The sequence below is a fragment of the Halorussus sp. AFM4 genome, assembly GCF_051194995.1.
Classification (GTDB): domain Archaea; phylum Halobacteriota; class Halobacteria; order Halobacteriales; family Haladaptataceae; genus Halorussus.
Window position 1 is genome coordinate 991,044 of the sequence record NZ_JBNTJT010000001.1, and the last position, 25,295, is coordinate 1,016,338.

Consider the following 25,295-nt stretch of genomic DNA (forward strand, 5'->3'; position numbering starts at 1 on the left):
TGGCAGTACGTTGACCAAACTAGTTGCTCGGACTATCAGACGGTTATCCTGACTCAGTCAGGGGAAAATCGGTCGGGGATAGCGATACACCCTCGTTTCTCCGGAACGTGAACTCGTCCGCCGAGTGAGGGGCGATCAGCGTTTCGAGACGAGTCGCTTTAGCACCTACTCGACACGAGTTCTGCTCTGCTCGCGCATGAACTGCTGGAGATACCAGTATCCGCCTGCGAACTTCCCGGTCGTCCCGGAGAACTTCCAGCCGCCGAAGGGTTGTGCCTGGACCAGCGCGCCCGTAGTCGCACTCTGAGAACGGTTTACGTAGCACATCCCGGACTCGATCTCGTCGAACCAGCGGTCGATCTCCTCGTCGTCCTCCGAGAACAGCCCTGCACAGAGGCCGTAGTCGCTGTCGTTGGACTTTGCGATGCCTTCCTCGAAGCCCGAGACGGGGTGAATCGTCACGAACGGGAGGAAGTGTTCCTCTCGAGCGAGCTCGTGTTCGTGTGGGATGTCGGTGACGACGGTTGGTTCGACGTACCGCCCTTCGGGAAGTTCGTCGTCGACGACGGCCCCGCCCGTCCGGACCGTGCCGTCGGTCCGCGCCCGCTCGGTGATTGTCCGGTAGCGGTCGAGCGCACTGTCGTCGATCACGGGGTTGACGACGGTCTCGAGGTCTTCGCCGGGCCCGATCCCCAGCTGTTCGGTCGCGTCCACTACTCGGTCGGTGAACTCGTCGTAGAAGTCCTCGTAGACGTACACGCGGGACGTCGCGGAACACTTCTGGCCGCTGTACGAGAACGCCCCCATCGTGACGCCGTCGACAGCGCCGTCGAGGTCGGCCGCGTCGCTGACGATGACCGGGTTCTTCCCGCCGAGCTCGGCGATGACGGGCCCGCGTTTGCCCTGCTCTCTGAACGTCCGCTCGATATCGAGACCGACTTCGCGCGAGCCCGTGAACGCGACGCCAGCGACATCCTCGTGCTCGGTGAGGGGTTGGCCGACTGCGCTGCCGCCGCCCGTGACCAGATTGAACACGCCGTCGGGCAGCCCCGCGTCGGCGAGGATGTCGGCGTACTTGTGGGCGATCAGGGGCGTCGCGCTCGCGGGCTTGGCGACAACGGTGTTGCCGGTGACCATCGCGCCGGTGGTCATCCCCGTGAGGATGGCCAACGGGAAGTTGAACGGGGCGACGACCGCGAAGACGCCGTACGGTCGCAGCAGGTTCGTGGTGTGCTGGTGTGGCGTCGGCTGGCCGGTGTCGAACTGGTAGCTGTCCGAGCGTTCGAGTTCGAGACTGTAGAACCGGAGGAAGTCGATGGCCTCGTCGACGTCGGCCATCGCCTCGGTCCGGTTCTTCCCGTTCTCGAGCGAGAGCGTCGCCGCCAGCTTGAACTTGCGGTCTCGCATCTGGTCGGCGACCGTCCGGAAGATGTCGGTGCGCGAATCGACGTCGCGGTGCTCCCACTCCGGGAACGCGTCGGCGGCGGCACTCACCGCGGCGTCGACTTCTGTGTTGCCACCCGCAGCGAACTCACCGATTTCGAGGTCAAAGTCGCCAGGGCTGGTCACTGCGAATCGGTCCTCGGTGTCGACGTCAGCACCGTCGATGCGGAGGGCGTGGTACTCCCCCAGGTCGGCCTTGACGGACTCCACTGCCGCCTCGTAGGTCTCGTGGAACTCGTCTTCGTCGCCGTCTTGCTGGTAGGTGAGAAGCGTCAATTCGTTCTCGAACTCGACTGGCTGCATGGGTCTAGAAGGCCGTTGAAGCGTTTATACCTTCGTCTCAGCGTCGTGGGTGGTTGCTCAGTCACTAGCGGACTCGCTATCGGCGCGTTCTGCTCTTTGTGGCGAACACTTCGTCACGTGACAAATGGATTAGTGCAGTCGACGATGTCGGACGCGAGAATAGTTCCGGTAGTGAGCCCTGAATTCAGTCAGTACTAGTAGTTAGAAGCCAGGCTTCCGGTTATAGCCCCGTGGGAAGTAGGTGCACCGGTGGGGTGACGATGACGCATACCCGTGGACGTTTCCCCCATACCGTAGTTTCCGGTGGGATTGCGCAGCTAGTCTGCGGAGCAAGTTCATAGGTTTTAAGCTATCCTGCTTTGGGGGATTGAGTGATGGTCTCCGGGTTGCGGTATCGCGTGCTAAGTGTCGTCGGCACTGTTCTCATTACTGCTCTCGCGGTGTTGATTGCGAATCTGCCCGCCGTACAGTGGTTCCTCTCGACGGTCGTTCCGGTGTTTCGGCGCTTGCCTGCGACCGTGCTCACCGGGCCGAAACTCACCGTCGCTGTGGCGACGGCCGTGGTCGTCGTCGTGTTGAATCTCATTCCGTTGTTCAAGCCGCGGCCGCGCCGGATACTCGATACAGTGTTGGTGACCCAACGGCGCGTGGTCATCGCCGGGCTTGCGTTAGCGACGATCGGCTACTTCGACTACTCCTATCGGCTTCCACGCACGACGCTCATCCTGACGACGGTCGGGCTCCTCGTCTACCTGCCGCTGTGGTTCGTGACGATTCGGCGTCGCCCGTCCGAGCGAGAGCGAGCGATCATCGTCGGTGACGACCCTGAGGAGATCGCCGACGTGTTGGAGGAGATCGACATTCCAGTCCTCGGGTACGTCTCGCCGCCGAGTCCGTACTACACCGACCGCGAGTCGGTCGCAGGTGGGCCTGCCGTTGCCGACGGCAGCGGCGAGGCGTTACTCGACGATCTCGACTGTCTCAGCGGGCTGTCGCGGCTCGACGAGGTACTCGTCAACTACAACATCGATACGGTCGTGCTGGCATTCGCCCATCCCGACCGTGCGGAGTTCTTCGGGGCGCTCGACACCTGCTACGAGCATGGCGTCGACGCGAAGGTGCATCGGGAGCATGGTGACGATGTGTTAACGACGACGGCCTCTGGGGACGAGATCCTCGTCGACATCGAACTTGAGCCGTGGGACTGGCAGGACTACGTGTTCAAACGGGCGTTTGATGTGGTATTCGCTTCAATTGGCTTGTTGTCGTTCACACCCTTCATGGCGGTCATCGCAATTGCGATCAAACTCGACAGTCCAGGGCCGGTGTTCTACACCCAGCAACGGACTGCCGAATTCGGTGAGACGTTCGAGGTGTACAAGTTCCGGAGCATGGTGACCGATGCCGAGGCCGAGTCCGGAGCAACGATTAGCAAGGAGGACAATGGTGGTGTCGATCCGCGCGTGACGCGGGTCGGCCGCGTGCTTCGTCAAACACACCTTGATGAAATCCCGCAACTCTGGTCGATTCTAGTGGGCGAGATGAGCGTCGTCGGCCCGCGTCCCGAACGTCCCGAGTTGGATGACGACATCCGGTCGGGCGTCGTGGAGTGGCGCAAGCGCTGGTTCATCAAACCCGGACTGACCGGCTTGGCACAGATTAACGACGTGACGGGCCACCAGCCAGGTAAGAAACTGCAATATGATATGAAGTACATCCGGAACCAGTCGTTCTGGTTCGACGTGAAAATCGTAATTCGGCAAGTATGGAAAGTGCTGACGGAACTCGTCGGATAACTCAGTGCTAGTTTTCGCTAACGAGTGTCGCAGGCTTTAAGCGACCGTCACGTTATTCGACCACCATGACTGACGTACGCGAGGCGATTGACAACCTCCTCACGGAGAAACCGGATTTCGAATCGGATCTCCGTGAACTCCTCGCAGTAGACGAACGCCAAGACGGGTGGTCTTTCGACGAGGTCCCCCTCGACTCGGGGACGTTCGGCGAGCTCGTCTCCCGGAATATCGTAGCCAAGGACGGCGACGAGTACGAGATTGCTGACCCGAATGCGGTCCGTGCCAGCCTTGACGGTGAGTCTTCAATCGACGGGGATATCAGGCAGTCGTGGAACCCGTCCGCCTTGCTCTCGTCGCTGTCGTTCCCCTCCGTGTCGCGAACCGAAGCGGGCGCACTCGCGGGCGCGCTGGCCTTCGTCGTCCTGATGCGGACTTATATCTTCCCGAGCGTCTTCCGCGGCAAATACGTTGTACTCTCCTCGAACGACCCCTATTATTACCGATACTGGGTCGAGCGACTCGCCGTAGAGGCGACCGGCGTGTTCGACCTGAGTGTCCTTTCGGGCCTGCCAGGTCCCGTGGCAAAGGGCGAACCGCTGATGGTGGCGACACTTTGGTGGATTACGAACCTGTTCGGTGGTGCCGGCGCCTCCGGGTGGGTGCTGGCATGGTATCCCGTGATCTCGGCGGTCGTCGTCGCGGTGCTGGTGTACGCGATGGCAGTCCGCGTGACGGGCGATCGTAGAGTGGGGCTTGCTTCAGTTGCGTTTCTCGCAGTGATTCCCGCATTTGCCTACCGGACGGGTCTCGGATTCGCCGACCACCACGCCTTCGACTATCCGTGGCTTGCGCTGACGGCTTTGGCACTGGTGTGGCTTGCGGATGTAGACCGCGACGACCTTTCGGACGTCCGCACCTGGGTCGCCGCAGTTGTACTCGGTGTCGCCGTCTGGGGCCAAGCCATGGCCTGGGAAGCCGGACCACTTCTCATTAGTGCGGTTGGTCTTTACGTGGCAGTTCAGGCAATCGCGGACGTGCGGGCAGACCGCTCGCCACTTCCACGCACTGCTCCCATCCTCGTTGGACTGGCACTTGCGTCCGTATTGTCTTATCTAACACACACTGGTTTCGGTTGGCACACCGATATCGTGACCTATGCTCCTGTATTGTTGCTGGTCGGGATAGTCGGCGTGACGTTCATCGCCGAGGCGATTCGCCGTGCGGGCATGCCTGCGTCGGTCCTCGGTGTGACGGAGGTTGCAGGAGCGCTGAGCGGACTCGTTCTTTTGCAAATTTTTCTGCCCGGGTACTGGAGGAAGTTGACCCGGCGGACGAGTTACCTCCTCTTCAGAGCCGGCCCGGCAGAGACCAGATCGCTATTCGCGGGCGGCCCGAGCGGTTTCTTCCTCGGACCGATTCTCGAGCTCGGGTTCGCGTGGGTCATCGCACTTCCGGTGCTGGCGCTGCTGAGTTGGCGGGCGTATCGGCGGAATCAGCAGGGGTGGCTCATCGTAACGACCTACGGGTGGTATTTCCTCGTGCTGGCAACATTCCAGCGCCGGTTCGTCGGCGAACTCGCACCCTTCGTCGCAGTGCTGGCGGGGTGGGGCTTCGTCGTGCTTGCAGCTAAACTTGATGTGACTCACATGCCAACGGTTGACCGGGAGCGAACGATACGAGCCACCGATGGTGGGCGTTCGATCGGTTTGCCCAGCCGGGAGGCGATTACGGCCCTCGCCATCCTACTCCTGTTCGTCACGAGTGCTGGCGCTGCCCAGACCGCGGTTCGACATGAACAGGTGAAGATAGGCGGCGATAAGTTTGAGGCTGCGGTGTGGATGGACAGCTACGCTGAGGAACGAGGGTGGGAGTACCCCGAGAATTACGTGTTGAGCAAGTGGGGTCGTAACCGGATGTACAACTACTTCGTGAACGGTGAGGCGAGAACGTATGGATATGCTAGCCGTCACTACGAAGCATTCCTCTCATCCACGAATCCGAAATCGAAGTATCGGGAACTCCATGAACGGGTCGGCTTTGTCGTTACGAAGCAACTCTCACAGAACCGGATACCCCCAGAGACCAACTACGCACGCCTTCACCAGCGATTCGGGAGCGTCGGTCCGAACGGAGCGAGCGGCGCAGGTCACTACCGGGCAGTGTACGCCAGCAAGGATGGCTCGGTGAAGGTGTTTACGCTCGTTCCAGGAGCGAACATCACGGGAACGGCACCTGCCAACGCAACGCTAACGGTCTCCACGTCGGTCGATATTGAGGGCGCATCCTTCAAGTACAGTCGGAAAGTGGAAGCCAAGCCTGATGATAATTTTTCAGTGACCGTTCCGTATCCAGGCACCTATTCGGTCGAAAATCAGACGGTTCAGGTTCCAGAAAGTGCAGTACAAAACGGGAGTGATGTCAGCGTTGAGGCGTAGTTTCTAGGAGTATCTCAAGAACTAGGAAAAGGCCGAACACCTATTTAGAGGAGATTGTGACTAAATCCGCCACGGCATCGTCCAACTGAAACAGAGGATTTTTATTGTCTTCGTTCAGCACCCGTAGACAATGCAGATACTCGTCACGGGTGGCGCGGGTTTCATCGGCAGCCACCTCATTGAGCATTTTGTGCGTGGCGGTCACGATGTTATTGCACTTGACAACTTCGTTGCATTTTACAACCCCGGTATAAAGGAACACAACGTTGAGGTAGGGAGAGCCGCAGCCGAGGAGGGCCATGGAAGTTACGAGCTAATTCGAGGCGATGTCCGCGACGAAGAACAGGTTTCCGATTTAATTAAGTCAGTTGACGTGGTTTTCCATCAGGCTGCACAGGCCGGCGTCCGGACCAGCGTCGAACAACCCCAGAAGGTCAACGATATCAATGTCTCTGGCACCCTCAACGTCTTGGAGGCGGCACGTAATGCCGACGTTGAGCGCGTGGTTGTGGCGAGTTCCTCGTCAGTGTATGGCAAGCCCGAGTACCTCCCGTACGACGAGGACCATCCGACGACTCCCGTAAGTCCCTACGGTGCGTCGAAACTGGCTGAGGAACACTACACACGCGTATATCACGAAGTATATGGCCTTCCGACCGTTTCGCTCCGGTACTTTACCGTCTACGGTCCTCGGATGCGTCCTAACATGGCAATCTCGAACTTCGTCTCACGGTGTCTTAACGGTGAGTCGCCGGTTATTTACGGCGATGGAACCCAGACACGGGACTTTACGTACATTGATGACGTCGTAATGGCGAACACGAAGTTGCTACGTAACGATGCTGCTGATGGCGAGATAATGAACATCGGGAGCACCGACAACATCGCGATTCAAACGCTCGCCGAGGAAATTCGCGACCAACTTTCACCGGACTTGGAACTAGAATACGCCGACCGCCACGATGCCGACGCCGAACACACCCACGCCGACATCTCGAAGGCCAGCGAACTCATTGGCTACGAGCCGACGACAACCATCCGTGCCGGCGTCGAAAAATTCACCGAATGGTATCGTCAGAACCGTGACTGGTACGAGCCGTTGGTTCGGAACTCATAAGATATTGACTACGGGACTAAATATAGTCTGGCGATTTTCGTGGTTATGAGTAACTCTGGCAGATAATCGGCGGTTTTACGTCTTTTAGGAGAAGGTGAGCCAACATGGACATCCTCCGCGTCGCACAGAACGTCTATCCAGAGGTTCCAGGCGGTGGCACGTACCACGTCCACGCAATGAGTCGTGATCAGGCCGCAATGGGCCACGACGTGACCGTCCTGACAGTGACGGACGACGATTCGAAGCCTCGACGAGAGCGACGCAACGGGTACACCGTTGTTCGGCGGTCACCGACTGTGGAACTCCTCGGTAACGAAATCTCGGCTGGCGTGGCAAAGTATTTAATGGGTGCCGACGATTACGATGTAGTCCACGCTCACTCGCATCTATACTTTTCGACTAATTTGGCGGCGGTACGACAGCACCTTGATGATGTCCCATTAGCGATAACGAATCATGGGCTCTACTCGCAGAACGCGTCGAAGTGGCTGTTTGACATATACCTCCAAACCTTCGGTCGATGGACATTCAATAGTGCTGATGTTGTGTTCTGTTACACGGAGGAAGATAAAAATCGCGTTCGAGGGTTCGGTGTAAGGACCGAGATTGAGGTCATTCCGAATGGGATTGACCAGACCCGATTTACGCCGGACGGTCCGAAAAGCGAGTTAGTTGGAAGTAACGGACCGGTGGTGCTATTCGTAGGACGGCTCGTCGAAGGGAAGCGGCCGGGCGATGCTGTTGAGGCATTCGCGGGTGTAAAAGACGAGTACTCGGACGCAGAGTTGTACTTCTGTGGCGACGGTCCACTTCGAGACGATCTTCGAACGCGAGCAGAAAGTCTCGGTATCTCAGACGCTGTGTCGTTCCTAGGTCATGTTAAGTACGATGAGATGCCGAAGGTGTATCGGTCCGCGGATGTGCTAGTTCTACCGAGTCGTGCAGAGGGTTTGCCTCGGACTGTCTTGGAGGCGTTTGCTTCGGAGATACCAGTCATCGCAAGCGATTTGAAGCAGGTTGCTCCCATCGTAGAGCAAGCCGGCAAGACGGTCCCAGTAGGTGGCGTAGAAGGATTTGAACGTGAACTCTTGGACCTGCTTGGTGACGCAGAGAGACGGCGGGAACTCGGTAGGGCCGGTCGAGAGGTCGTGGACGAACAGTTCCGGTGGGAAGAGACGGTCGAAGAGACGACTACGGCAATCGAGTGCCGTCTTTAGAGGATTTCTTCTGTTCGCATCCTGTCAAGCCACGTCAGGAAGACGTATACACTCCAAAGAAACTTCCCGTGTTCACGCCGACCGGAACAATGTTCTTCAAAGATAGTAAGGACCATATCAGCGTCTAAGAGGTCAGTTTCGACATTCATAACCGTGGTTCGGAACTCGCCAGCGAGTTCGGATTTGAACCACTCGCCAATCGGCATGTCGAAACCCTGTTTGTCGCGTTCAAGTATCGACTGCGGGAGGCGATCCTCAAATGCCCGGGTAAGTATTCGCTTTTGCATGCGTGGTGTGATTTTGTAAGATGTAGGAAGCGACATCGCATATTCGACTACATCAGTATCGAGGAACGGGACACGGACTTCGAGAGAGTTGTACATGCTCGCGGTATCGACTTTGCGGAGCATCTGATTCGGGAGACTGAACCGTGTGTCGACCGCCTGCATCCGACCTAGCGCATCACTACGGCTAGACGGTAACCACGAATCTACTTTGCGGTGTTGGATCGCAAGCGTCTCAGAACCAGCCTCAGCCGGGGTTCCATCGGGGAATGTAGCGAGCGCCCGGCAATCCGGGATGCGAAGCCACCCGAAGTGCCGAGCCGTGAGGTCTGGTTCGCCGCCGCAAAGGAACTTCTTGGCTTTCCGCGAAAACTCGCCGACGACATTTGTCCGCGAGGCTGGGAGCGCATTGACCGTGGGTTTGACTACTTTCCGGCGGAGCGAGCGTGGGATTGTCCGATAGTACCGAGAGTAGAACTCCCCGCGATATTTACTGTAACCGGCGAACAGTTCGTCGGCCCCATCGCCGGAGAGGGCCACCTTTACGTTCTGACTCGTCTCGCGGGAGACGACGTACGTCGGTAGAAGTGATTGGTCGGCAAACGGTTCCCCAAGTCGGCCGACCACGTCTGGAATCAACTCGCGCACGTCGTTGGGCGAGACTGTGAATTCATGGTGGTCGGTGCCGTGGTAATCAGCGACTTCACGGGCAGCCCAAGACTCGTCGAACAGCGCCTCGTCAAACCCTACGGTAAACGTCTGGACTGGGTTGTCTGAAAGATGGGCCATTGTTCCCACAACGATGCTGGAGTCGATGCCGCCGCTCAGGAAAGCACCGAGCGGCACGTCGCTCTGGAGTCGTTTCGCGACAGATCGCTCAATGCGCGTTCGAAGTTCGGTCCCCGCGACATCTAACCCAGGTTTGCGTGACTCGACCGAAGGTGAATAGAACGATTCTCGGTGGACCTCATCTCCGGAGATGATTGCGAGTTCGCCTGGTCGAAGTTTTGTAATATTCTGAAATGCGGTCTGGGTTGCTGGCACGAATCCGAGTGCGAAGTATTGGGCGATGGCCGATCGATCGAGTCCACCGTGGTTGACGTCGGCTTCGAGGAGAGCGGGAAGTTCTGAAGCGAATGCGACTGTTTCGCCGTCCGATGCAAGTAAAAGCGGTTTGATACCTATTCGGTCACGGGCAATTACGAGGCGCTCATTCTCGCTGTCCCAGAGGGCGAACGCGAACATGCCCTCTAGTTTTTTGACGAAGGATGGGCCGTGTTCCTCGTAGAGATGGACGAGTACTTCGGTGTCAGTCTCCGTACTGAAGCGGTGGCCAGCAGTCGAAAGGGATTCCCGAAGTGTCGTGTAGTTATATATCTCACCATTGAATACCACTGCTATCGTTTCGTCCTCATTGAAAATCGGCTGGTGGCCCGTCGAGAGGTCGATTATGCTGAGACGTCGGTGAGCGAGGCCGACGTAGTCGTCGATATAGACACCCTCGTCGTCGGGACCGCGATGGGTGAGACACTCGTTCATTCGGTCGAGTATCTGCTCTCTCGGCGTACCGTCTCTACGAAAGACTCCTGCTATTCCGCACATTTTCTTATAGTCCCCTCGTCGCCCGCATCGGACGAAAACCGAATGAAGAGGTCCGCCAAGGGCGAGCGTATCTCGCGATAGCGAGGAGAGGACTATTAATCAAACGATTAAAATCGGCCGGGGACAACTCCACAGATAGGATCAATGACGAAGGTTCTCGTCCTATGCTCGCAGTGCCCTTATCCGCCGACCGACGGCGCGAAACTCCGGCTCTACAACACCGCCAAGATACTCTCACAGCGATACACCATTGACCTCCTCGTCATCAACTCTGAGGCCGACGAAGACGCGCTCTCTCATCTACAATCCGAGTTCAATCGCGTGATTCCATTTTCTCACTCGAAGGCGAAGTTGTACCGTAACATAGCAGAGGGGGTCGTTTCACGTCAACCAATTCGAACCAACTACTACTCTTTCGCCGACGTAACTCAGTGGTTAGACAAGCATCAGGACGAGTACGACCTCCTATACGCGAACTACTTGAACACGACAGAGTACGTTCGCAAGCGTGACACCCCTAAGGTCGTAGATCTCGTCGATTCGATGTCGGAGAACTACCTCCAGCGTGCCGAACCCGCGAACGACGAGAACTACCTGAAACGGAAACTGTACGAACTTGAAGGATGGCAACTTCGCCGATACGAACAGACTGTTCTTCGATCGTTTGACCACAGTTTCATCACGACGGCGGCTGATGCTCGGACAATAACCGGGCAAACGCTCCCACGCAACTTGACGGTCATTCCGAACGGTGTGCGAGATGAACTGCTGTCTGCACCGTACAATAAGAGCGAAGACACCGCCGACGATGAGAACCCTCAAATTGTCTTTCTAGGACGGATGGACTACTTCCCAAACGAAGATGCGGTTAAGTATTTTGCAACCAACGTATTTCCACACGTCCGAGAGCGTCACCCCGAGGCCGAGTTTCTCATCGTCGGGGGACATCCATCAGAACGCGTTCAATCATTGGAAAGTCACCAGAACGTGACCGTCACGGGGTTCGTCGAGAGTCTCGTTGAGTACCTATCCGAGGCAGATGTGGTCGTTGCACCGATGCGGTTCGGGACTGGTATTCAGAACAAGATACTCGAAGCGATGGCACTCGGCAAGGCAGTCGTGACGACACCACTTGGGAACGAGGGAATCGATGGTGATGACGGGACTCACTTCATCGTCGTCGACAGTGCGTCTCCGTTCGCTGACGCTGTTTCGTCACTGTTGGACGACCCTGACGATCGGATGAGAATCGGAAAGAACGCTCGCGACTTAATCCACGATCGCTACTCATGGAGCAAAATCGGCCCAACGCTAATAGAAGCTATCGAGAAAGTGCTGGCCGATGCCGACAAGAGGAGTCGCGTTTGAAAGCCTTTATAAAACGGTATTCGAGTAGAGAACGTAGAGCACATGGCACGAACGGTCGTTTTCGTCGTTCTCGATTCAGTTCGCTTCGACATTTTCCAGACGTTTATCTCCGAGTACGACGACACCTTCGTCCACTCGCTTCTCGAAGACGGAACCGAATTTCGGGGGGCGACGGCTACTGCCCCATGGAGTCTTCCCTCCCATGCGAGCATGTTCACGGGCCAGTATCCCCGCGAACACGGGGCTCTTAGAGCAAATACTCGAATTACGGAAGATACAGAGACGCTCCTTGACGTACTTTCGGATGAGGAATTCCACACGGGGTGTTTCACCGGCAATCCGTTCGTCCACCCCGATTACGGGTTCGACGGATGGGACGAGCATCGGAACCACTACAGTCAAACGGTGTATCCCGACGCAACTGCACCGAAGTCGGACAAGTCGGGTCTCAGTGAACTGCTTGACGGAATGCGTCAGGTACTCAATGCGGACCAACGGGCGAAGACATTCGCCAACGCGGCTTATCGCAAACTTCGCACGACACCCCCGCTTGTGGATGATGGCGGAAGGCGGATGACGCGAGATGCTATCAACTGGCTTGATGATAATGCAGGGGAGGATCTGTTCCTCTTCTTGAATTACATGGAGACCCACGACTATCACAAGCGGTTGACAAAGCGTGGTCGACTTCGGAATTTGGTGGATTGTGACCGAATTACGGCTATTAACCACAAACTCGGCGGGGCTGGTATCAGCCACTACGCTACTCCTACTGAGATAACGGAACGGGATCGGCAGTTTGTCACGGAACTCATAATAGACGAAATTCGATATGTAGATATACTACTTCAGAGACTCTGGAGCAAGCTCGAAACGATGGACAGGAGCGACGATTGCCTGTTCATCCTCTGTTCAGATCACGGAGACGCATTCGGCGAACGAGGGTTCGTCTACCATCTGGCCGGCGTGACCGAGCCACTTGTTCGGGCCCCTCTCCTCGTCAAGTCGCCAAACGGCCAACAGGACGTAGTGGACGAGCGCGTCTCACTCGGGTGGCTCTTTGACACCATTGTGGACTACGCAGCAGAATCGGGAAACATGGATCTCTTCGACCCGGAGACGTATCCTGAGTACGTCGGTGCAGAGAACACCAATCGACTGACAGACCTAATCAATGGATTGGACAAACGACCGCCCGAACGATACTTCCGCAAACGCGTTGCTGTGTACGAGAGTAGCCACCCCAAACGAAAGTATGTCCGTATAGGAGACGAATACGGTGTTCGAGAACTCGACGAACGAACGCTGACCGAACGAGACACGGACGACGAAGGTGAGCCTATTGTTCAAGCGTTCGAGGACTCCCTACGACGAAGTACGACGAAGTTGAGTGATATCGGCGAAGAGACCGAAAGTAGACTTCGAGAACTGGGTTATCTGAACTGACTATATTATCAATGAATCAACGTACGATCTGGAAACCAGCCAGCGTGTTCTTACTCGCACTTTTTGTTCGGGTGTTAGCGATTCCCCTTTCTATTATAGAGATAAACCCGTACTCAAAAGGGGACGCAAATGGATTTGAGGCGTCTGCCATCTTCATAGCGAACCAGTTGCAGAATGGAGTTGTCCCAGTGGTGAGGATACGGTACATCTACGAGGTATGGGGGTTTCTATTATCGCCATTCTGGCTCTTGCCTGGACCAAGTGCGATATACGCCCGACTACTTATAGCTATCCTCGGCGCGATAGCAGTCTACAATATCTATGTAACTGCCTGCTGGTATCAGTCGTCAAGAGCAGGGGTACTCGCTGCACTTCCAGTGGCGTTCTTCCCAAGTTTCGTCCTCGTCCACGCTACGCTCCTCCGCGAAGCGGTCGTTATCTTCGGGCTTACGACGACGGTTCGGTTGATATTCGTTCCGTCACGGCTGAAACGCTTCGAAAAGTTCACGGTGGTCGCAGTGGCGTTAGGGCTCGCGACGGTCGTTCGACTCGACAATCTACCGGTGTACCTCATCACCATCTTCGTCGGAATTCTCGCAGTCTACGTTAAAAACCGGGGGCGTAGATGGGCTCTCAATATGACGTTTTTAGCGAGCTTAGTCTCGATTCCGTACTTGATAGAAGTACTCCAGCGCATCGTCGGATTTCTGGTAATGGTTCACGGAAACCGGGCACGTGGCCGAACGGCATACTTCAAACACGTCGTTCCGGAAACCGTCGCGCAGTTTGTCGCCTTCAGTTGGATCGGTGCGATGTACTTCTACCTCACACCGTTTCCGTGGATGGTGTCCCAACCCTCGGACTTAATCGTCTTCGTCGAAGCTGTCTGTAACGCAATTTACGGTCTCGCTGCAATCAAGGGCGTCAGACTGTTCTTGCGGCGGAATGCTTCAGGTACGTTCGCGCTCCTCGTCGGGTTCGGCTTGATAAGTGTTTTCTACGGTGTCGCGACGGCGAACGTTGGAACTGCCGTGCGACATCGCCAGATGTTCGTCTGGATTCTCTACCTGTTCGGCGGAGTGTATCTCGCTCATCGGGTTGAGATTCGATACTGAATTATACTGATTCTGTATAGGTTATCGTACGAATGGTCTCGGCCAACGACGCGAAATCAGTTCTAAAGAAAGTGGTATCTCTATCGGGATATTCGTCGCCAGTCCAGGAGTTGATAAACAAGGCCCCTATTTCGACTACGATACAGACGGGGGCAGGTGTCGAAATCAATTTGGGATGTGAATTGAGTGGCAATATTCGACTCGCAGACCACGTTCACGTGGGCAGTCACTCAATCCTTAACGGAGATATCGAAGTCGGAAAGCGGTCGAACCTAAACGGACACAATGAGTTACATGGCGATATCGACATAGGGAGGTACTGTGCAATCGCCCCCCGCGTGATGTTCCGGCAACACGACCACATGATGTTCAAGCCGAGCCTTCAGGGGGCACTCTATCGGGACGTACTTGATGACCACCTCGAAAGCGTAGCCAAAGGCCCTATTGAAGTAGGTAACGATGTCTGGCTAGGCTCGCGTTCTACCGTGCTGTCAGGGGTTACGATTGGCGATGGAGCCGTCGTCGGTGCGGGTGCTATCGTGACGGATGATGTCGAACCCTATTCGATAGTCGCTGGCGTCCCAGCAACGCACAGAAAATGGCGGTTTGACGAGAGCATCCGCAGGGAATTGGCTGAACTTGAGTGGTGGAACTGGTCCGAAGAGGAGATACAAGCCAACAAGGAATTCTTCCAGTGTGACCTCAGGGACGCAGATAGCGTGTACGATGAGGTCAAAAGTATTGAAAATCCGTGATTGTATACATCTCCAAAGTTTATATTTTTATAGGCCTCGTTTAGGTAGTTATAATAAGATCATTGATATTTGAAAGAAGAGAACCTTCAACAGCATTTCTGGCGTCAGCCAGTTGCTATCGATGGACTTGCTTACCTCAGCCCTCCCCTGCTTAATTCCAGTATCAAATTAAGCGTAGATGTTCTTAAAGACGAACTTAAACCCGACTTCAAGAAAAGGCACAAGCGCCGAGACTTGATGCTCGTAGTCTGCACACCACTAATCAGTATAACCTCGCAGCATATTTGTTACAGAGAGAACTCAACCACTACTTCATGAGCTCCCCAATACAAGACTGTCTTTGAGCGATGCTAATCCTCCATGAACTGAACTCAGATGACGTGCGCTCGAGATGGAATTTGCACAACCAGCACGCCGGCCAACAATGCCATGCTAAGGACGATTGCCACATACTCCTGCCACGATGCCGTTGCCGAACGGTTATCGCCAAGGAAGGTATCAGTAACAACAACCGCAATAACACCGATGAGCAGATAATTCAAAACGTACCGGACTGCCTGCCAGTAGTACATGTCAAGCGTGTATCCGAGAACGAGTGCCGGTGTTGCCGCCACAATTGCAGCACCTATAACCTCTGCTCCCGACCGCGTACGATATGTCCGCCAGCAGACACCAGTGCCGGCCAATAACACAACCGGCACCGCGAGACGTCGATGATATAGTGTCGCAGTAACTAGCTCAAGAACGTCCGCTCTGGACCGCAGAGTGAGTTTCGGGCCAGACATTTTCGCATAGAACCTTTGTGCGTCTCGTGATGTGAACGTAAGCAGAGACGCAAACAGCGAACCAGCTACGCCAGCACTAATCCATTGCTGGAAGGTTCGTCGCCAAATGCAGAGAATCGAGATAGTGAGTGCAACATAAGCGCCGAGTACGAACTGAGTTAAGCCAACGAGACCAATTCCGATGCCAGTTGTGACGGCCAGCCGCCACGATGTCGTTCCAGGTCGGGTTGCGCGGTCGGCGATCGCTACGTACAGAGTAGGAGTGGAACTGTCTACGTGTACTGAAAGCGGCCGAGAAAGTAATGCCAGCCCGCCAGTGGTGCAAGCGGAACAACTGGCGCAATTAGGGGGACTACAGATGCGATTACACCGTCTCGACGAGTCCCGAATTGGCTGTATAGTAGACCAAGAGCGACAGGTGTGAAAACGAACGCCGTGAGCGTCGTTGTAAATACAACGGTTTTTTCAGCGATTGCCAAATTCGGTGTGACGATGCGGAAGACAACTGCGAGGGGAACGTACCGGAACGGAGGGTCAATAGTGGCAAAGGGGTTCAATGTCGCGGCGACACGGAGACTCCAAATTGCGAACCAGTGTGGATCACTGCGGGACGTCGCTGGTTGTTCCCACCCTAATAGTAGGGAAACATATAGCCCGACAGCAGCTACAGCCACGACAACGAACGCGTGAACGCTTCGATATCTCTTGATGTCCAGCCAGTGCCGGTGAATTATTTTCCCCAAGTTCATTGATACTGGTAGCGAGGTATCTGTGGGACCGGAAATAGATTCCGTCTGTGTAGCACGGTTTAGATAAGATCTAAAAAACGAGGTAGTTGGGATTCTAGGGAAAATTTGACCGCCTTTGCGGGAATAGTGACGGGATTGATTAGAGTTTCCGGAGCAAGAAGTGACACCGGCTTCGCTGATGAAGTTTAGTATCCACCTGCACGCGACTGGATTATTACTCTCAGATACTGTTTCTATCTGGGGAAGTTTGGTATTGACCGGTGTCGCTTAACCATTCATAACCTGATACAGAAAGCTGATCTACTGCCGACTGACGGCAAGAACCCCAGTTACGTTGCGGTCAAACAAACCGTGATTCCTGCTGAGAATTGGTGACAAACTACCACCTTAGCGTAGGATCAGCTAATCTAAACAATGCTAAGGGACAGTGACCCCACATTCCAGTGGATAGTAAGGAATCAAGCTAGCACGGAGGTATTAGTCGTTCTTTTTCCACATAATTTGACTGATACCAATATTTATATTACCTACCTTTACTGTGTTTAATACATAAAAATTTTATTTATGACTGCTTTTTATAGAACGGATTATTGTTCCCGAATGCTTCGTCGTACTGTCTATACCGGTACAGTTAGCTGTAAAGCTAGCCCTTATTCGAGATAGCCCAGACTCCTGAGACGCTCTCGGTCGGTTTCGTTCTTAACTCGGTTGGGTGCTCGCTCAAACGGGGGAAGAACTTGGCGTGCTTCATCGGCGTTGAAGTTAGGTGTTCCATATTCAAGCGTCGCTGGTAGATGGGCGTGAAGGAGACGATAGTAGTTCTTCGGCGAGAGGGTTCGTGCGAGAGGCGCGTGTGGACCCTTGGCAAGGTGGACACCAAGCGAATAGACTAGTCGGTGGAGTCGAGATTCGCGGTGACAGACGTAACCGCCGTCCTGGTCCCAGACGCTCCCGGCAACGTACGACTGGAGGTACTCGTACTGCGTTTGCTTCCAAACCTCCGAGCGAACGAGACGATCCTCATCAGGTCGTTCATTCCAGAGGTCCGTGCCGTCCGCCTCGTTTGGAATCGTCTGCTCCAGAGCACCGAGTACGGTGGGTGCGAGGTCTATTCCGGACAGCAGTGCATCGTACTGTTTATCCCTCGGAAGTCCCGCTCCCGTGAACACCATTGGTATCTCAACTAGTTCCGGAACCATCGGAACAGCGTGGGTGAAAAGATTACCGTACTCTCCGAGGAGTTCGCCGTGATCGCTGACGTAGACGACAAGAGTATCTTCAAGTTTGCCTCGGTCGCGAAGTTCGTCAAGAAGTTCGACGAATCGGCGACCCGAGTCCCCGACGCTCTGTTCGTACATTCGCCTAAGTGACCTCCGGTCGCGGTGGGTGTCGAAAAATGCCCGCATATCCTCGTAATCTTCAAACGGGCAGTCGTAGGGAAGGTGACCACCGCGATCGTGATAGACGTAGATGAACGGCGAATCAAGTTCTGAGAGGGATTTTCGGTCCGGATGACGGAGGGTCCGGGGTTGAAGGTAGAACTCGTCGTCGTAGTCAAACACGGCATCTTCTGTCCCGGCGAACAGCGTCGGAAGGTCGGAGAGTTCGTCGTCAAAAGACCATACTTGATGATTAGATGGATACTGTCCTGTCAGCAGTGCAGGGATGCTTGATGCCGTAAACGTACTTGGCGCGATCGCACGTACTTGGACACCGGTCTGAGAAACGTGGTCGGGAACAGCGTCGTAACGGACGGAGTCTGCGACGAAGACGACAACGTTCTTGACAGAAGTGCGAGAACAGAGGTCTGAAAGCGGAGTACATACGGACATCGTGTAACCAACCCTCAGTTCTTTGGGTTATATTAAAGTACCTACTCGTGCGAGAATCTGACCACCTTTCGCAAACAGTATGACGAGTATAGTCGCCACGGCAAGAGCTATATAGCGTTTCGAAAACGGATGAACGTCTGTCTTGCGGTACAATTGGTAAGAGTACGCAGTGTTGAGGAAGACGTATGAAATTGTTGTTGCTACTGCGGCACCGAGATAGGAGTATCGAGGGATGAGAATTAGATTTAACGCCACGTTTACGACCGCTGAGAGTGCATCGTCTATCATGACGAGTCGGGGTTCGTTCACCGCCTTCAGGACTTCAGCGTTCGGCCCGATAACAGAGTGGAAAAAGAAGCCAAACGCAAGTACTGAAAGAGCAATCCGTCCAGAAACGTATTCTGCACCGAACAGGAGTTTGATTACCGTTCCAGGGAATAGAAGGAATAATGCAAACGGTGGGAGCGTTCCGAGGAAAATCCACGACGAAACTGACTGATAGTATGACTGCATCTCACTGACATCGTCTTTCGAGTACAATTCCGAAAAGGTAGGTAAAACGATGTATCCGAGGCTTATTAGCAATATAGAAACATGGTTGGAGAGTGAATAGACGACTTTATAAATACCGACTGCCGCAGTCTCGGAAAAGTATGCGAGGATGAATGTATCGAACCCCGAGTATATGATACTCATCCCGGCCGATATCCAAAGCGGAAGGCTATAGGAAAGAAGTTCGGTACGCATCGTTAATGTCTCCACAGGAGGGAACAACGAGGTGTGCCGGACGAGATAGTGTATCCCGATGGCGGCCGAGATAAGAAAGGATAGTGGATACGCGCTCGCGATCGCTAATGCCCCGGCACCGAATGTGATGAAAACTAACACCAACAACGCACGTGAGCCGAGTAAAGCTATATCGTCGATAATTACCTTGGGGAGTGTCTGTTTCTTTCCTCTGACGACGCTTATCGCCAACTGAGCCAAGTTCGCTGCGGGAATACCAAGTGCACACACCTGAATAATCGGCACGAGCGATTTGTCGTCAAAGACATGGGTCGCTAGTGGCTCTGCGAGCAGAGCGATGCCGACACCGACAGTAATCGAAAGCGGCATAACGATGGAGAATGCCGACATCAGAATCCCACGTCGTTTGTTAGTGGCCTCGTATCGAGGGAGGAAGCCACCAATCCCCTGTCCGAGTCCGAGCATCGTCAATGTCGAAACGGCAGTAAGAATAGTTGTCCCCACTGAGACGGCCCCGTAGCTCGCTTTTCCGAGATAGCGAGCCGCAAACAAAGTAACGACGAAAGAAAGTCCAAGGCGAAGTGCCATCCCGGCAAAATTAACACCGCCGCTCCGTAAAAGCCGACGTATCCCTGTCTCGCTCATCTCCTTAGCCTTCTCAAGAACGCCGATAAAGGACTTTGGAAGTTGTCCGGAGGAATCTCGGGGCAGCCCCGAACGTGACCGGGGACCGGATTACTCGTGTAATCCGTGAGTAAATCAATCGAAGCTTAGAAACCCAATGAACGTCCTCCTTGGAGATAGAAAATGGAGTCGCCCCCAAATATTGTATGGATAACCCTTGATAGCGTCCGCGCGGATCACACTTCGATGGCTAGCTACGAGCGGGATACAACTCCTAACCTGCGACGGATAGCCGACCGAGCCGACGGCCAGTGGTTCTCGCAGTGTATCTCCCACGGAATAAACACCCGCGTTTCGAGTGCATCCATCCTAACGGGAACGTATCCCTCGCATCACTCGGTTTGGGACCACGCCGTTCCACGCCAACTTGCGACAGTTCCGGAACTCCTCTCCGACTGTGGCTATCACACGGCTTGTATCTCTCGCAACTCAAACATCAGTTCGGCAGTCGGTCTCGACAGAGGGTTTGATGATTTCACACTCCTGATGCCGTCGAACCTCCATAAAGCGACCGACATCGATACGGTCGCGAGGTTCCTCCTAAACCTGCGGAAACACTCCGCAGGGTTCGCGCTCGACAAGATGAAACATTCGACGCCCTTCATCGTGAACGACGTCGCGAAGAAGACACTTAGGTCATACGTGGGCGCCCAAGAGCCATTTTTCCTCTACCTTCATTACAACGAACCTCACCGTCCGTACTACCCGCCACTCCCGTATCTTGACAAGTACACTGACGACATAGACATGACGGGCCGAGAGGCCGGTGAATTCTCGCTGGAAGTACACCGGAACGTCCACGAAGAGATTGCCAGAGGGTGTTCGTTCTCCGAAGACGAGTGGAAGGCCATCGAGGCGATGTACGACGCCGAAGTAGCATACACTGACGAGTGCATTGGACGACTGTTCGACTTCATTCACTCACTGGAGCTGGACGACACCATCTTCGTCGTCACGGCCGACCACGGGGAGTTGCTGGGCGAACACAACCTGCTCGGCCACGTTCTCGTTCCGGACGACGCGGCCATCAACGTCCCGTTAGTCGTCCACGGTCTCAAAGGGACTGACCATAAACAGAATGAACTGGTTCAACATTCGGACCTGATGAAGACACTCATCGCCAAGGTCGGCGGTGATATCGACCAAATCCACGGTTCCGATCTCCGGACTGAAACTCGGGAACATGCCGTCGTCCAGAGGCGTGAAGCTACATTCGACTTTTATACGAAGTACAACACTGACTTCGACACGTCTCAATTTCATGAACCGGTCCTTACAACGCTCCGAACTAGCGAGTTCAAACTCCACCATAGCGAGGACCGAACCGAACTTTACCAACTTCCCGACGAGGAGACCGTCGTGAACGACCGGTATCCCGACATCCTTGAGACGCTCAAATCAGAAACGACTTGCTTACTAAAGAACGAAGGCGAGCCAATCGAAAACGACACGAGAGCTAACTATTCTGACGCAATGAAAGAACATCTTGCAGATATGGGATACCTCGAACCGTAATCCACTCATTACTGAGAAATATCAACAAATATGTTGAATCAACGAGGGTGCCAACTATGGCAGAAGTAGCGGTCGTCCACCACGACCTGATGATAAAAGGAGGCGGTGAGTCCGTTTGCATGAACGTATTGGAGGCGTTACAAGACGACCATGACGTTACACTCGTCACGCTCACCCACCCCGATATCAATGAACTCAACAACTACTTCAAAACGAATGTGAACGAGCTGACCGTAGAGATTCCGCCGATAGCTGGGCGAGTACTCGACCGGATGAAAGCCATCACCAACTTTGAGTTCGACCTATTGAAAACGGCATTACTGAACCGCTATCTCAAACGCCACGAGCAGAAGTACGACATCGTCGTCAGTACGACTAACGAGTTGGCCCTCAATGGCGATTCGGTCCAGTATATTCATTTACCCCAGTTCGACCGTGCGGCACTACCGGACACCATCGGTAGTATGCAGAAATCTAACCCTATTTACGACGTATATGACCAAGTCTGTACGATGCTTGCTGGCTTCAACAAAGAATTGATAGGCTCAGGACGAGATAGACTTCTGACAAACTCTCACTGGACTGCCGAGATAGTCGAAGAGATATACGATGAGATGCCGGACGTGGTGTATCCGCCAGTAGACACCGAAACGTTCGCCCAATTCGGGGACGTTCCGTGGTCGGAGAAAGAAGATGGTTTCGTGACTATCGGTCGAATAATGCCACTTAAGAAAATTCTGCGCGTCGTCGATATCATCGCAGGAGTACACGAACTTGGCCACGATGTCTCGTTAAAGATATACGGCCCGCCATCTGACGAAGGGTACTATGCAAAGGTCGAAGAACGTGTTGCCGAATATGACTTCGTTCACCTAGAGGGCGAACTAAGGCATAGTGACGAAGCGCAGATGCGTTCTATCTGTAGACAGAAGTATTATCTCAATGGGACGGACTACGAGGCATTCGGAATCTCGATAGCTGAGATGGTGGCAGCGGGAGCGATTCCGTTCGTTCCCAATAACGGGGGACAGACCGAGATTGTGAATGGACGTGAGGAACTTGTGTATGAATCAGTCGAGGATGCGGTAGATAAGATCGACCGGGTGCTTACAGACGAGACACTCGCATCCAAACTCAAAACCGAATTGGCTGATGAAAAATCAGAGTTCACCTACGAAACGTTCCAATGGAATGTGCGCACGGCGGTAAACGAGACTCTATCCCGTTAACTTAAACAAGTTGATACGTAGTTCAAACTAAGATCCTCGATTCGGAGTGACTAGCAACCTTGTACCGTCGGTGTCTGAATTGATGTAGGTATAACAACCCCGTGTACCACTGCACGTATCCGATATCTGATAGAGGTACACGGTGAGGGTGTACCTTCGTGGAGTGCCTGGCGCAGGATTGACAGACTACTTCCCATTAAGGAAGCGAGTGCCCGCTCCTCCGCGTCGTGCGTAACCACCTCCTCGCACTCGGCCAGCGGATCAAGCATCCCTTTATCGGCGAACACACTGTCGGTCGCGGCCACCTTGCCGAATAAATCGTGATCAGTCATGGGGTCTGGAAGGTTAGTTATGGCAATCGGCAGGATCCGTGGGGTCAGCCTATTGATCGCATTCCAGCGGAACTATGAGTATTTACGTCTGTCTCAAATAAAGGATTCGTCACCGAGTTGCTGTTCAGAACCCTTGGGAATACGGGGATAAAACGTCCTGCGTCTGAACACCTCCGTATCCGCCACGATAGATAGTGAACCTACTCGGACACACGTTAGGAGCGACCGAACCGCACGACGGAGATACCTTTTTGGATAGTGATACCGTTTCTCAAACTATGGGGGAGCACACGGGCAACCAGACCACAGATACGCTCGACGCGGCGGTCGCGGCGTACGGCCCCGCCGATGCGGTGCTGTTCGAGACCTTCGACGCACGCCTCACGGACCTCGAGTTCTACACCGCGTCCGACGGGACGCTATTCGGCACGACACCGGACGACCAGCGATGGGTCCGCTTGACCGTAACTGATCGCGGTCTCGCCGCCACCGAGATGGTCGAACCAGACCACAAGGAGGACTTCGACCAACTCGACCAGATCGACCCGGCGCCGGAGCCGGACGTCGGGTCGACCAACGACCTCAGCACGCGATTGCGTGGCGATTGACGATCACCGCTCTCCTGTCTAATCCGGCCCCGTGACCGACGACACGTCGATCGAAACGGCTCGCCAACACCTGTTCGCCACCATCGAGGAGGCACTCGTAGCTATCGGCCGGCGCCACTACGAACAGCAGTCGGTCCCACGCCGGCTTCGCACCTGCCTCGGGCACTGGTTCGAAGGGCCGGCCAGACTCACCATCGAGTCCGACCGACTCGCGTTCGAGTACGACCCCTACCGCGACACAGTTAGCGAGGTCCGATTCGACGGGGTGACGTTCGACCTCCACCAGCCCGCCGACAGCGAGCTAGCACTCCTAGCCGACTACCCACAAGCGCTCGACGGCATCGCGACCGCCATCACCGCCTGCTGGGAAGACGTCACCGACACAGACTGCCCACATACGACGGAGCTCGACCAGGCGACAGCGACGTTCGTCGACACCATCACCGAGGCCCGAACAACAGCAACCCTCGAGACGGTCGTCCAAGCTCTCCGCGACGACCAAGACGAAGTCGTCGAACTGCTCTTCGACGTCGACCAACCGGTCGCCGACCAGGAGGACACCGAACTCGCCACCCTCGCCGACCACCCGATCGAGACCGTCCTCTACCGAGACGAGGACCTCGCGTTGCTCCTGCCGGAGCGCCAGCTCACCACGACCTGGCGGGGTGGCATCGTCTCGATGCGACACGGCCCCCGAGAGGCGTTCATCGTCGGGCATGACGACACTCCCGCGGGCTTCTTCGTCCACGCCGTCGACGCCACCAACCTCACAGCGACGTCGACCGTCACCCGCGACGCCATCCACGACGCGATGGGATTCGACCGGTCGCTCACACCCGACACAAACACCGTCGACCCCGATCCGAACGAGTGCATCCGCGTGCAGGGCGATCTGTGTCTTGAACGAACGCGCACGACCCGCGAACTCCGGAAGCGGTTGAAGTCCCGGTATCGAGACGAGATCGAACACGCGGTCACGGCGGAGTTCGGCGAGCGCTTCCTCCGCAAGCGGAACCTCGCCGACTACCGCGGCCAGCTCGAACTCACCGGTCAGGGCTCGGACGTCGGCGTCAACATCGAGCAATCGATTCGCGGCGCCGAGGCCGTCACAGTGATCGAACGGCGGTTCACCAAGACCCGCCACTGGGAACCCCGACAGCGCTCGCGACACGCCGCGCGATACCGGCGGGCGGCCGAACGACTGGAGCGGCGGCTCGCCAACTATGTCGCGGCCAACGATGCCGAGTACACCGAGACCGTCGAGCAACGCCTAAAAAATCGCGTCGACGACGCCCTCACCGCGTGTGGACAACTGAACCTGCCGATCGATAACCACCTGGTGGTGCTCGGGAATGCCCGGCTCCATCCCGACGAGACCGCCGACCGGGAACCGGTCCGTGTCGTGGTGCCCGACCGAACGACGCTCCACGTTGTCCACGACGAACATCCCCAGGTCGATATCCGACTCGACGCCGGCGAGTACGTCTTCCGGTTGCTCGACCGGGGGCTCCAACCCGAGTCCGAACGGCCTACGTGGTAGTGTGTCCGGAGCCTATCGACCAGACAGAATAGGCGGCCAGTTGCTGTCTTGGTTAACTGTCATCCGAGGAAATCCCCGTATCGACAAGAAGACTCATCGGTAGAGGACGTCGTCGATGTCCGACTCTGACACGTCGATACCTGACGCGATCATGCCGTCGTGGAACGCCTCTCGTTCGTCGGCATCGACTGGCTCCATCTCATCGCGAAACGAGTCGATCATGTCCGATTTCGAACGCAGGGCCCGGTCGACGATTCGAGCGAGGATTTCCTGTTGAGTAATCTCTCTGCCCGTCTTCATCTGAATCTCCGCCTGTAACTCTTCGAGGTCGGACTTCGTGTCCTCGTCCATCTTCACTAAAGTGGTCATATCGGTAGAAGACGCTACTCGGTG

18 protein-coding genes are annotated in these 25,295 nt (G+C 55.3%); 12 read left to right on the top strand and 6 right to left on the bottom strand.

Features of this window, described 5'->3' with window-relative positions; translation table 11 throughout:
- Positions 1 to 165 precede the first annotated feature (165 nt).
- Positions 166 to 1,746 carry an aldehyde dehydrogenase family protein gene (locus ACQUQF_RS05180; RefSeq protein WP_435176453.1) on the bottom strand — a complete coding sequence of 527 codons (1,581 nt, stop codon included), beginning with the start codon at positions 1,744 to 1,746 and terminating at the stop codon, positions 166 to 168.
- A 374-nt stretch (positions 1,747 to 2,120) separates the two neighbouring features.
- Here ACQUQF_RS05180 and ACQUQF_RS05185 point away from each other — a divergent pair, with 374 nt between their 5' ends.
- The 4 genes from ACQUQF_RS05185 (at position 2,121) to ACQUQF_RS05200 (ending at position 8,311) form a co-directional block, all read left to right on the top strand.
- Complete coding sequence (locus ACQUQF_RS05185; RefSeq protein WP_435176455.1) at positions 2,121 to 3,542, top strand: sugar transferase; 1,422 nt, start codon at positions 2,121 to 2,123, stop codon at positions 3,540 to 3,542.
- A 65-nt stretch (positions 3,543 to 3,607) separates the two neighbouring features.
- The gene (locus tag ACQUQF_RS05190) at positions 3,608 to 5,977 is read left to right on the top strand and encodes an STT3 domain-containing protein (RefSeq protein ID WP_435176457.1); all 2,370 of its coding nucleotides are present in this window, start codon (positions 3,608 to 3,610) and stop codon (positions 5,975 to 5,977) included.
- Between the two features lie 130 nt (positions 5,978 to 6,107).
- Positions 6,108 to 7,094 (top strand): SDR family NAD(P)-dependent oxidoreductase, encoded by a 987-nt coding sequence (locus tag ACQUQF_RS05195; RefSeq protein ID WP_435176459.1) that lies wholly within the window; start codon positions 6,108 to 6,110, stop codon positions 7,092 to 7,094.
- Positions 7,095 to 7,198: 104 nt separating this feature from the next.
- The gene (locus ACQUQF_RS05200) at positions 7,199 to 8,311 is read left to right on the top strand and encodes a glycosyltransferase family 4 protein (RefSeq protein WP_435176461.1); all 1,113 of its coding nucleotides are present in this window, start codon (positions 7,199 to 7,201) and stop codon (positions 8,309 to 8,311) included.
- On the opposite strand, the gene asnB is transcribed toward ACQUQF_RS05200, so the two are convergent.
- Entirely contained in the window at positions 8,308 to 10,197 is a 1,890-nt protein-coding gene (gene asnB / locus ACQUQF_RS05205) for an asparagine synthase (glutamine-hydrolyzing) (protein WP_435176463.1), read from the bottom strand. The two genes, ACQUQF_RS05200 and asnB, sit on opposite strands and share 4 nt — an antisense overlap.
- A gap of 144 nt (positions 10,198 to 10,341) precedes the next feature.
- Here asnB and ACQUQF_RS05210 point away from each other — a divergent pair, with 144 nt between their 5' ends.
- Genes ACQUQF_RS05210 through ACQUQF_RS05225 form a run of 4 tightly spaced genes read left to right on the top strand, consistent with a single transcriptional unit; the run spans position 10,342 to position 14,881 of the window.
- Positions 10,342 to 11,565: a glycosyltransferase gene (locus tag ACQUQF_RS05210; RefSeq protein WP_435176465.1), complete on the top strand. Its 1,224-nt coding sequence runs from the start codon at positions 10,342 to 10,344 to the stop codon at positions 11,563 to 11,565.
- Positions 11,566 to 11,607: 42 nt separating this feature from the next.
- On the top strand, positions 11,608 to 13,011 hold the full coding sequence (locus tag ACQUQF_RS05215) for a sulfatase-like hydrolase/transferase (RefSeq protein WP_435176466.1): 1,404 nt from the start codon (positions 11,608 to 11,610) through the stop codon (positions 13,009 to 13,011).
- Positions 13,012 to 13,055: 44 nt separating this feature from the next.
- Complete coding sequence (locus tag ACQUQF_RS05220; protein WP_435176468.1) at positions 13,056 to 14,126, top strand: hypothetical protein; 1,071 nt, start codon at positions 13,056 to 13,058, stop codon at positions 14,124 to 14,126.
- A gap of 32 nt (positions 14,127 to 14,158) precedes the next feature.
- Positions 14,159 to 14,881 (top strand): CatB-related O-acetyltransferase, encoded by a 723-nt coding sequence (locus ACQUQF_RS05225; protein ID WP_435176470.1) that lies wholly within the window; start codon positions 14,159 to 14,161, stop codon positions 14,879 to 14,881.
- A 371-nt stretch (positions 14,882 to 15,252) separates the two neighbouring features.
- Here the strand turns inward: ACQUQF_RS05225 and ACQUQF_RS05230 are convergent, their stop codons facing one another.
- The 3 genes from ACQUQF_RS05230 to ACQUQF_RS05240 form a co-directional block, all read right to left on the bottom strand.
- Positions 15,253 to 15,495, bottom strand: a complete 243-nt coding sequence (locus tag ACQUQF_RS05230) for a hypothetical protein (protein ID WP_435176472.1) — start codon at positions 15,493 to 15,495, stop codon at positions 15,253 to 15,255.
- 1,570 nt (positions 15,496 to 17,065) lie between these two features.
- Positions 17,066 to 17,977: a sulfatase-like hydrolase/transferase gene (locus tag ACQUQF_RS05235; RefSeq protein WP_435176474.1), complete on the bottom strand. Its 912-nt coding sequence runs from the start codon at positions 17,975 to 17,977 to the stop codon at positions 17,066 to 17,068.
- 297 nt (positions 17,978 to 18,274) lie between these two features.
- A complete protein-coding gene (locus ACQUQF_RS05240; protein ID WP_435176476.1) occupies positions 18,275 to 19,639 on the bottom strand; it encodes a flippase in 1,365 nt (454 codons plus the stop codon).
- Between the two features lie 162 nt (positions 19,640 to 19,801).
- Between ACQUQF_RS05240 and ACQUQF_RS05245 the strand changes: the two genes are divergently transcribed.
- From ACQUQF_RS05245 to ACQUQF_RS05260, 4 genes are all read left to right on the top strand, one after another.
- Positions 19,802 to 21,193: a sulfatase gene (locus ACQUQF_RS05245; RefSeq protein WP_435176478.1), complete on the top strand. Its 1,392-nt coding sequence runs from the start codon at positions 19,802 to 19,804 to the stop codon at positions 21,191 to 21,193.
- Between the two features lie 56 nt (positions 21,194 to 21,249).
- Positions 21,250 to 22,422: a glycosyltransferase family 4 protein gene (locus ACQUQF_RS05250; protein ID WP_435176480.1), complete on the top strand. Its 1,173-nt coding sequence runs from the start codon at positions 21,250 to 21,252 to the stop codon at positions 22,420 to 22,422.
- Positions 22,423 to 23,032: 610 nt separating this feature from the next.
- A complete protein-coding gene (locus tag ACQUQF_RS05255) occupies positions 23,033 to 23,362 on the top strand; it encodes a hypothetical protein (protein ID WP_435176482.1) in 330 nt (109 codons plus the stop codon).
- Between the two features lie 31 nt (positions 23,363 to 23,393).
- Positions 23,394 to 24,902 (top strand): hypothetical protein, encoded by a 1,509-nt coding sequence (locus ACQUQF_RS05260; protein WP_435176483.1) that lies wholly within the window; start codon positions 23,394 to 23,396, stop codon positions 24,900 to 24,902.
- Between the two features lie 93 nt (positions 24,903 to 24,995).
- On the opposite strand, the gene ACQUQF_RS05265 is transcribed toward ACQUQF_RS05260, so the two are convergent.
- Positions 24,996 to 25,271, bottom strand: coding sequence for a hypothetical protein (locus tag ACQUQF_RS05265; protein ID WP_435176485.1), 276 nt, complete (start codon positions 25,269 to 25,271; stop codon positions 24,996 to 24,998).
- Positions 25,272 to 25,295: the final 24 nt, after the last annotated feature.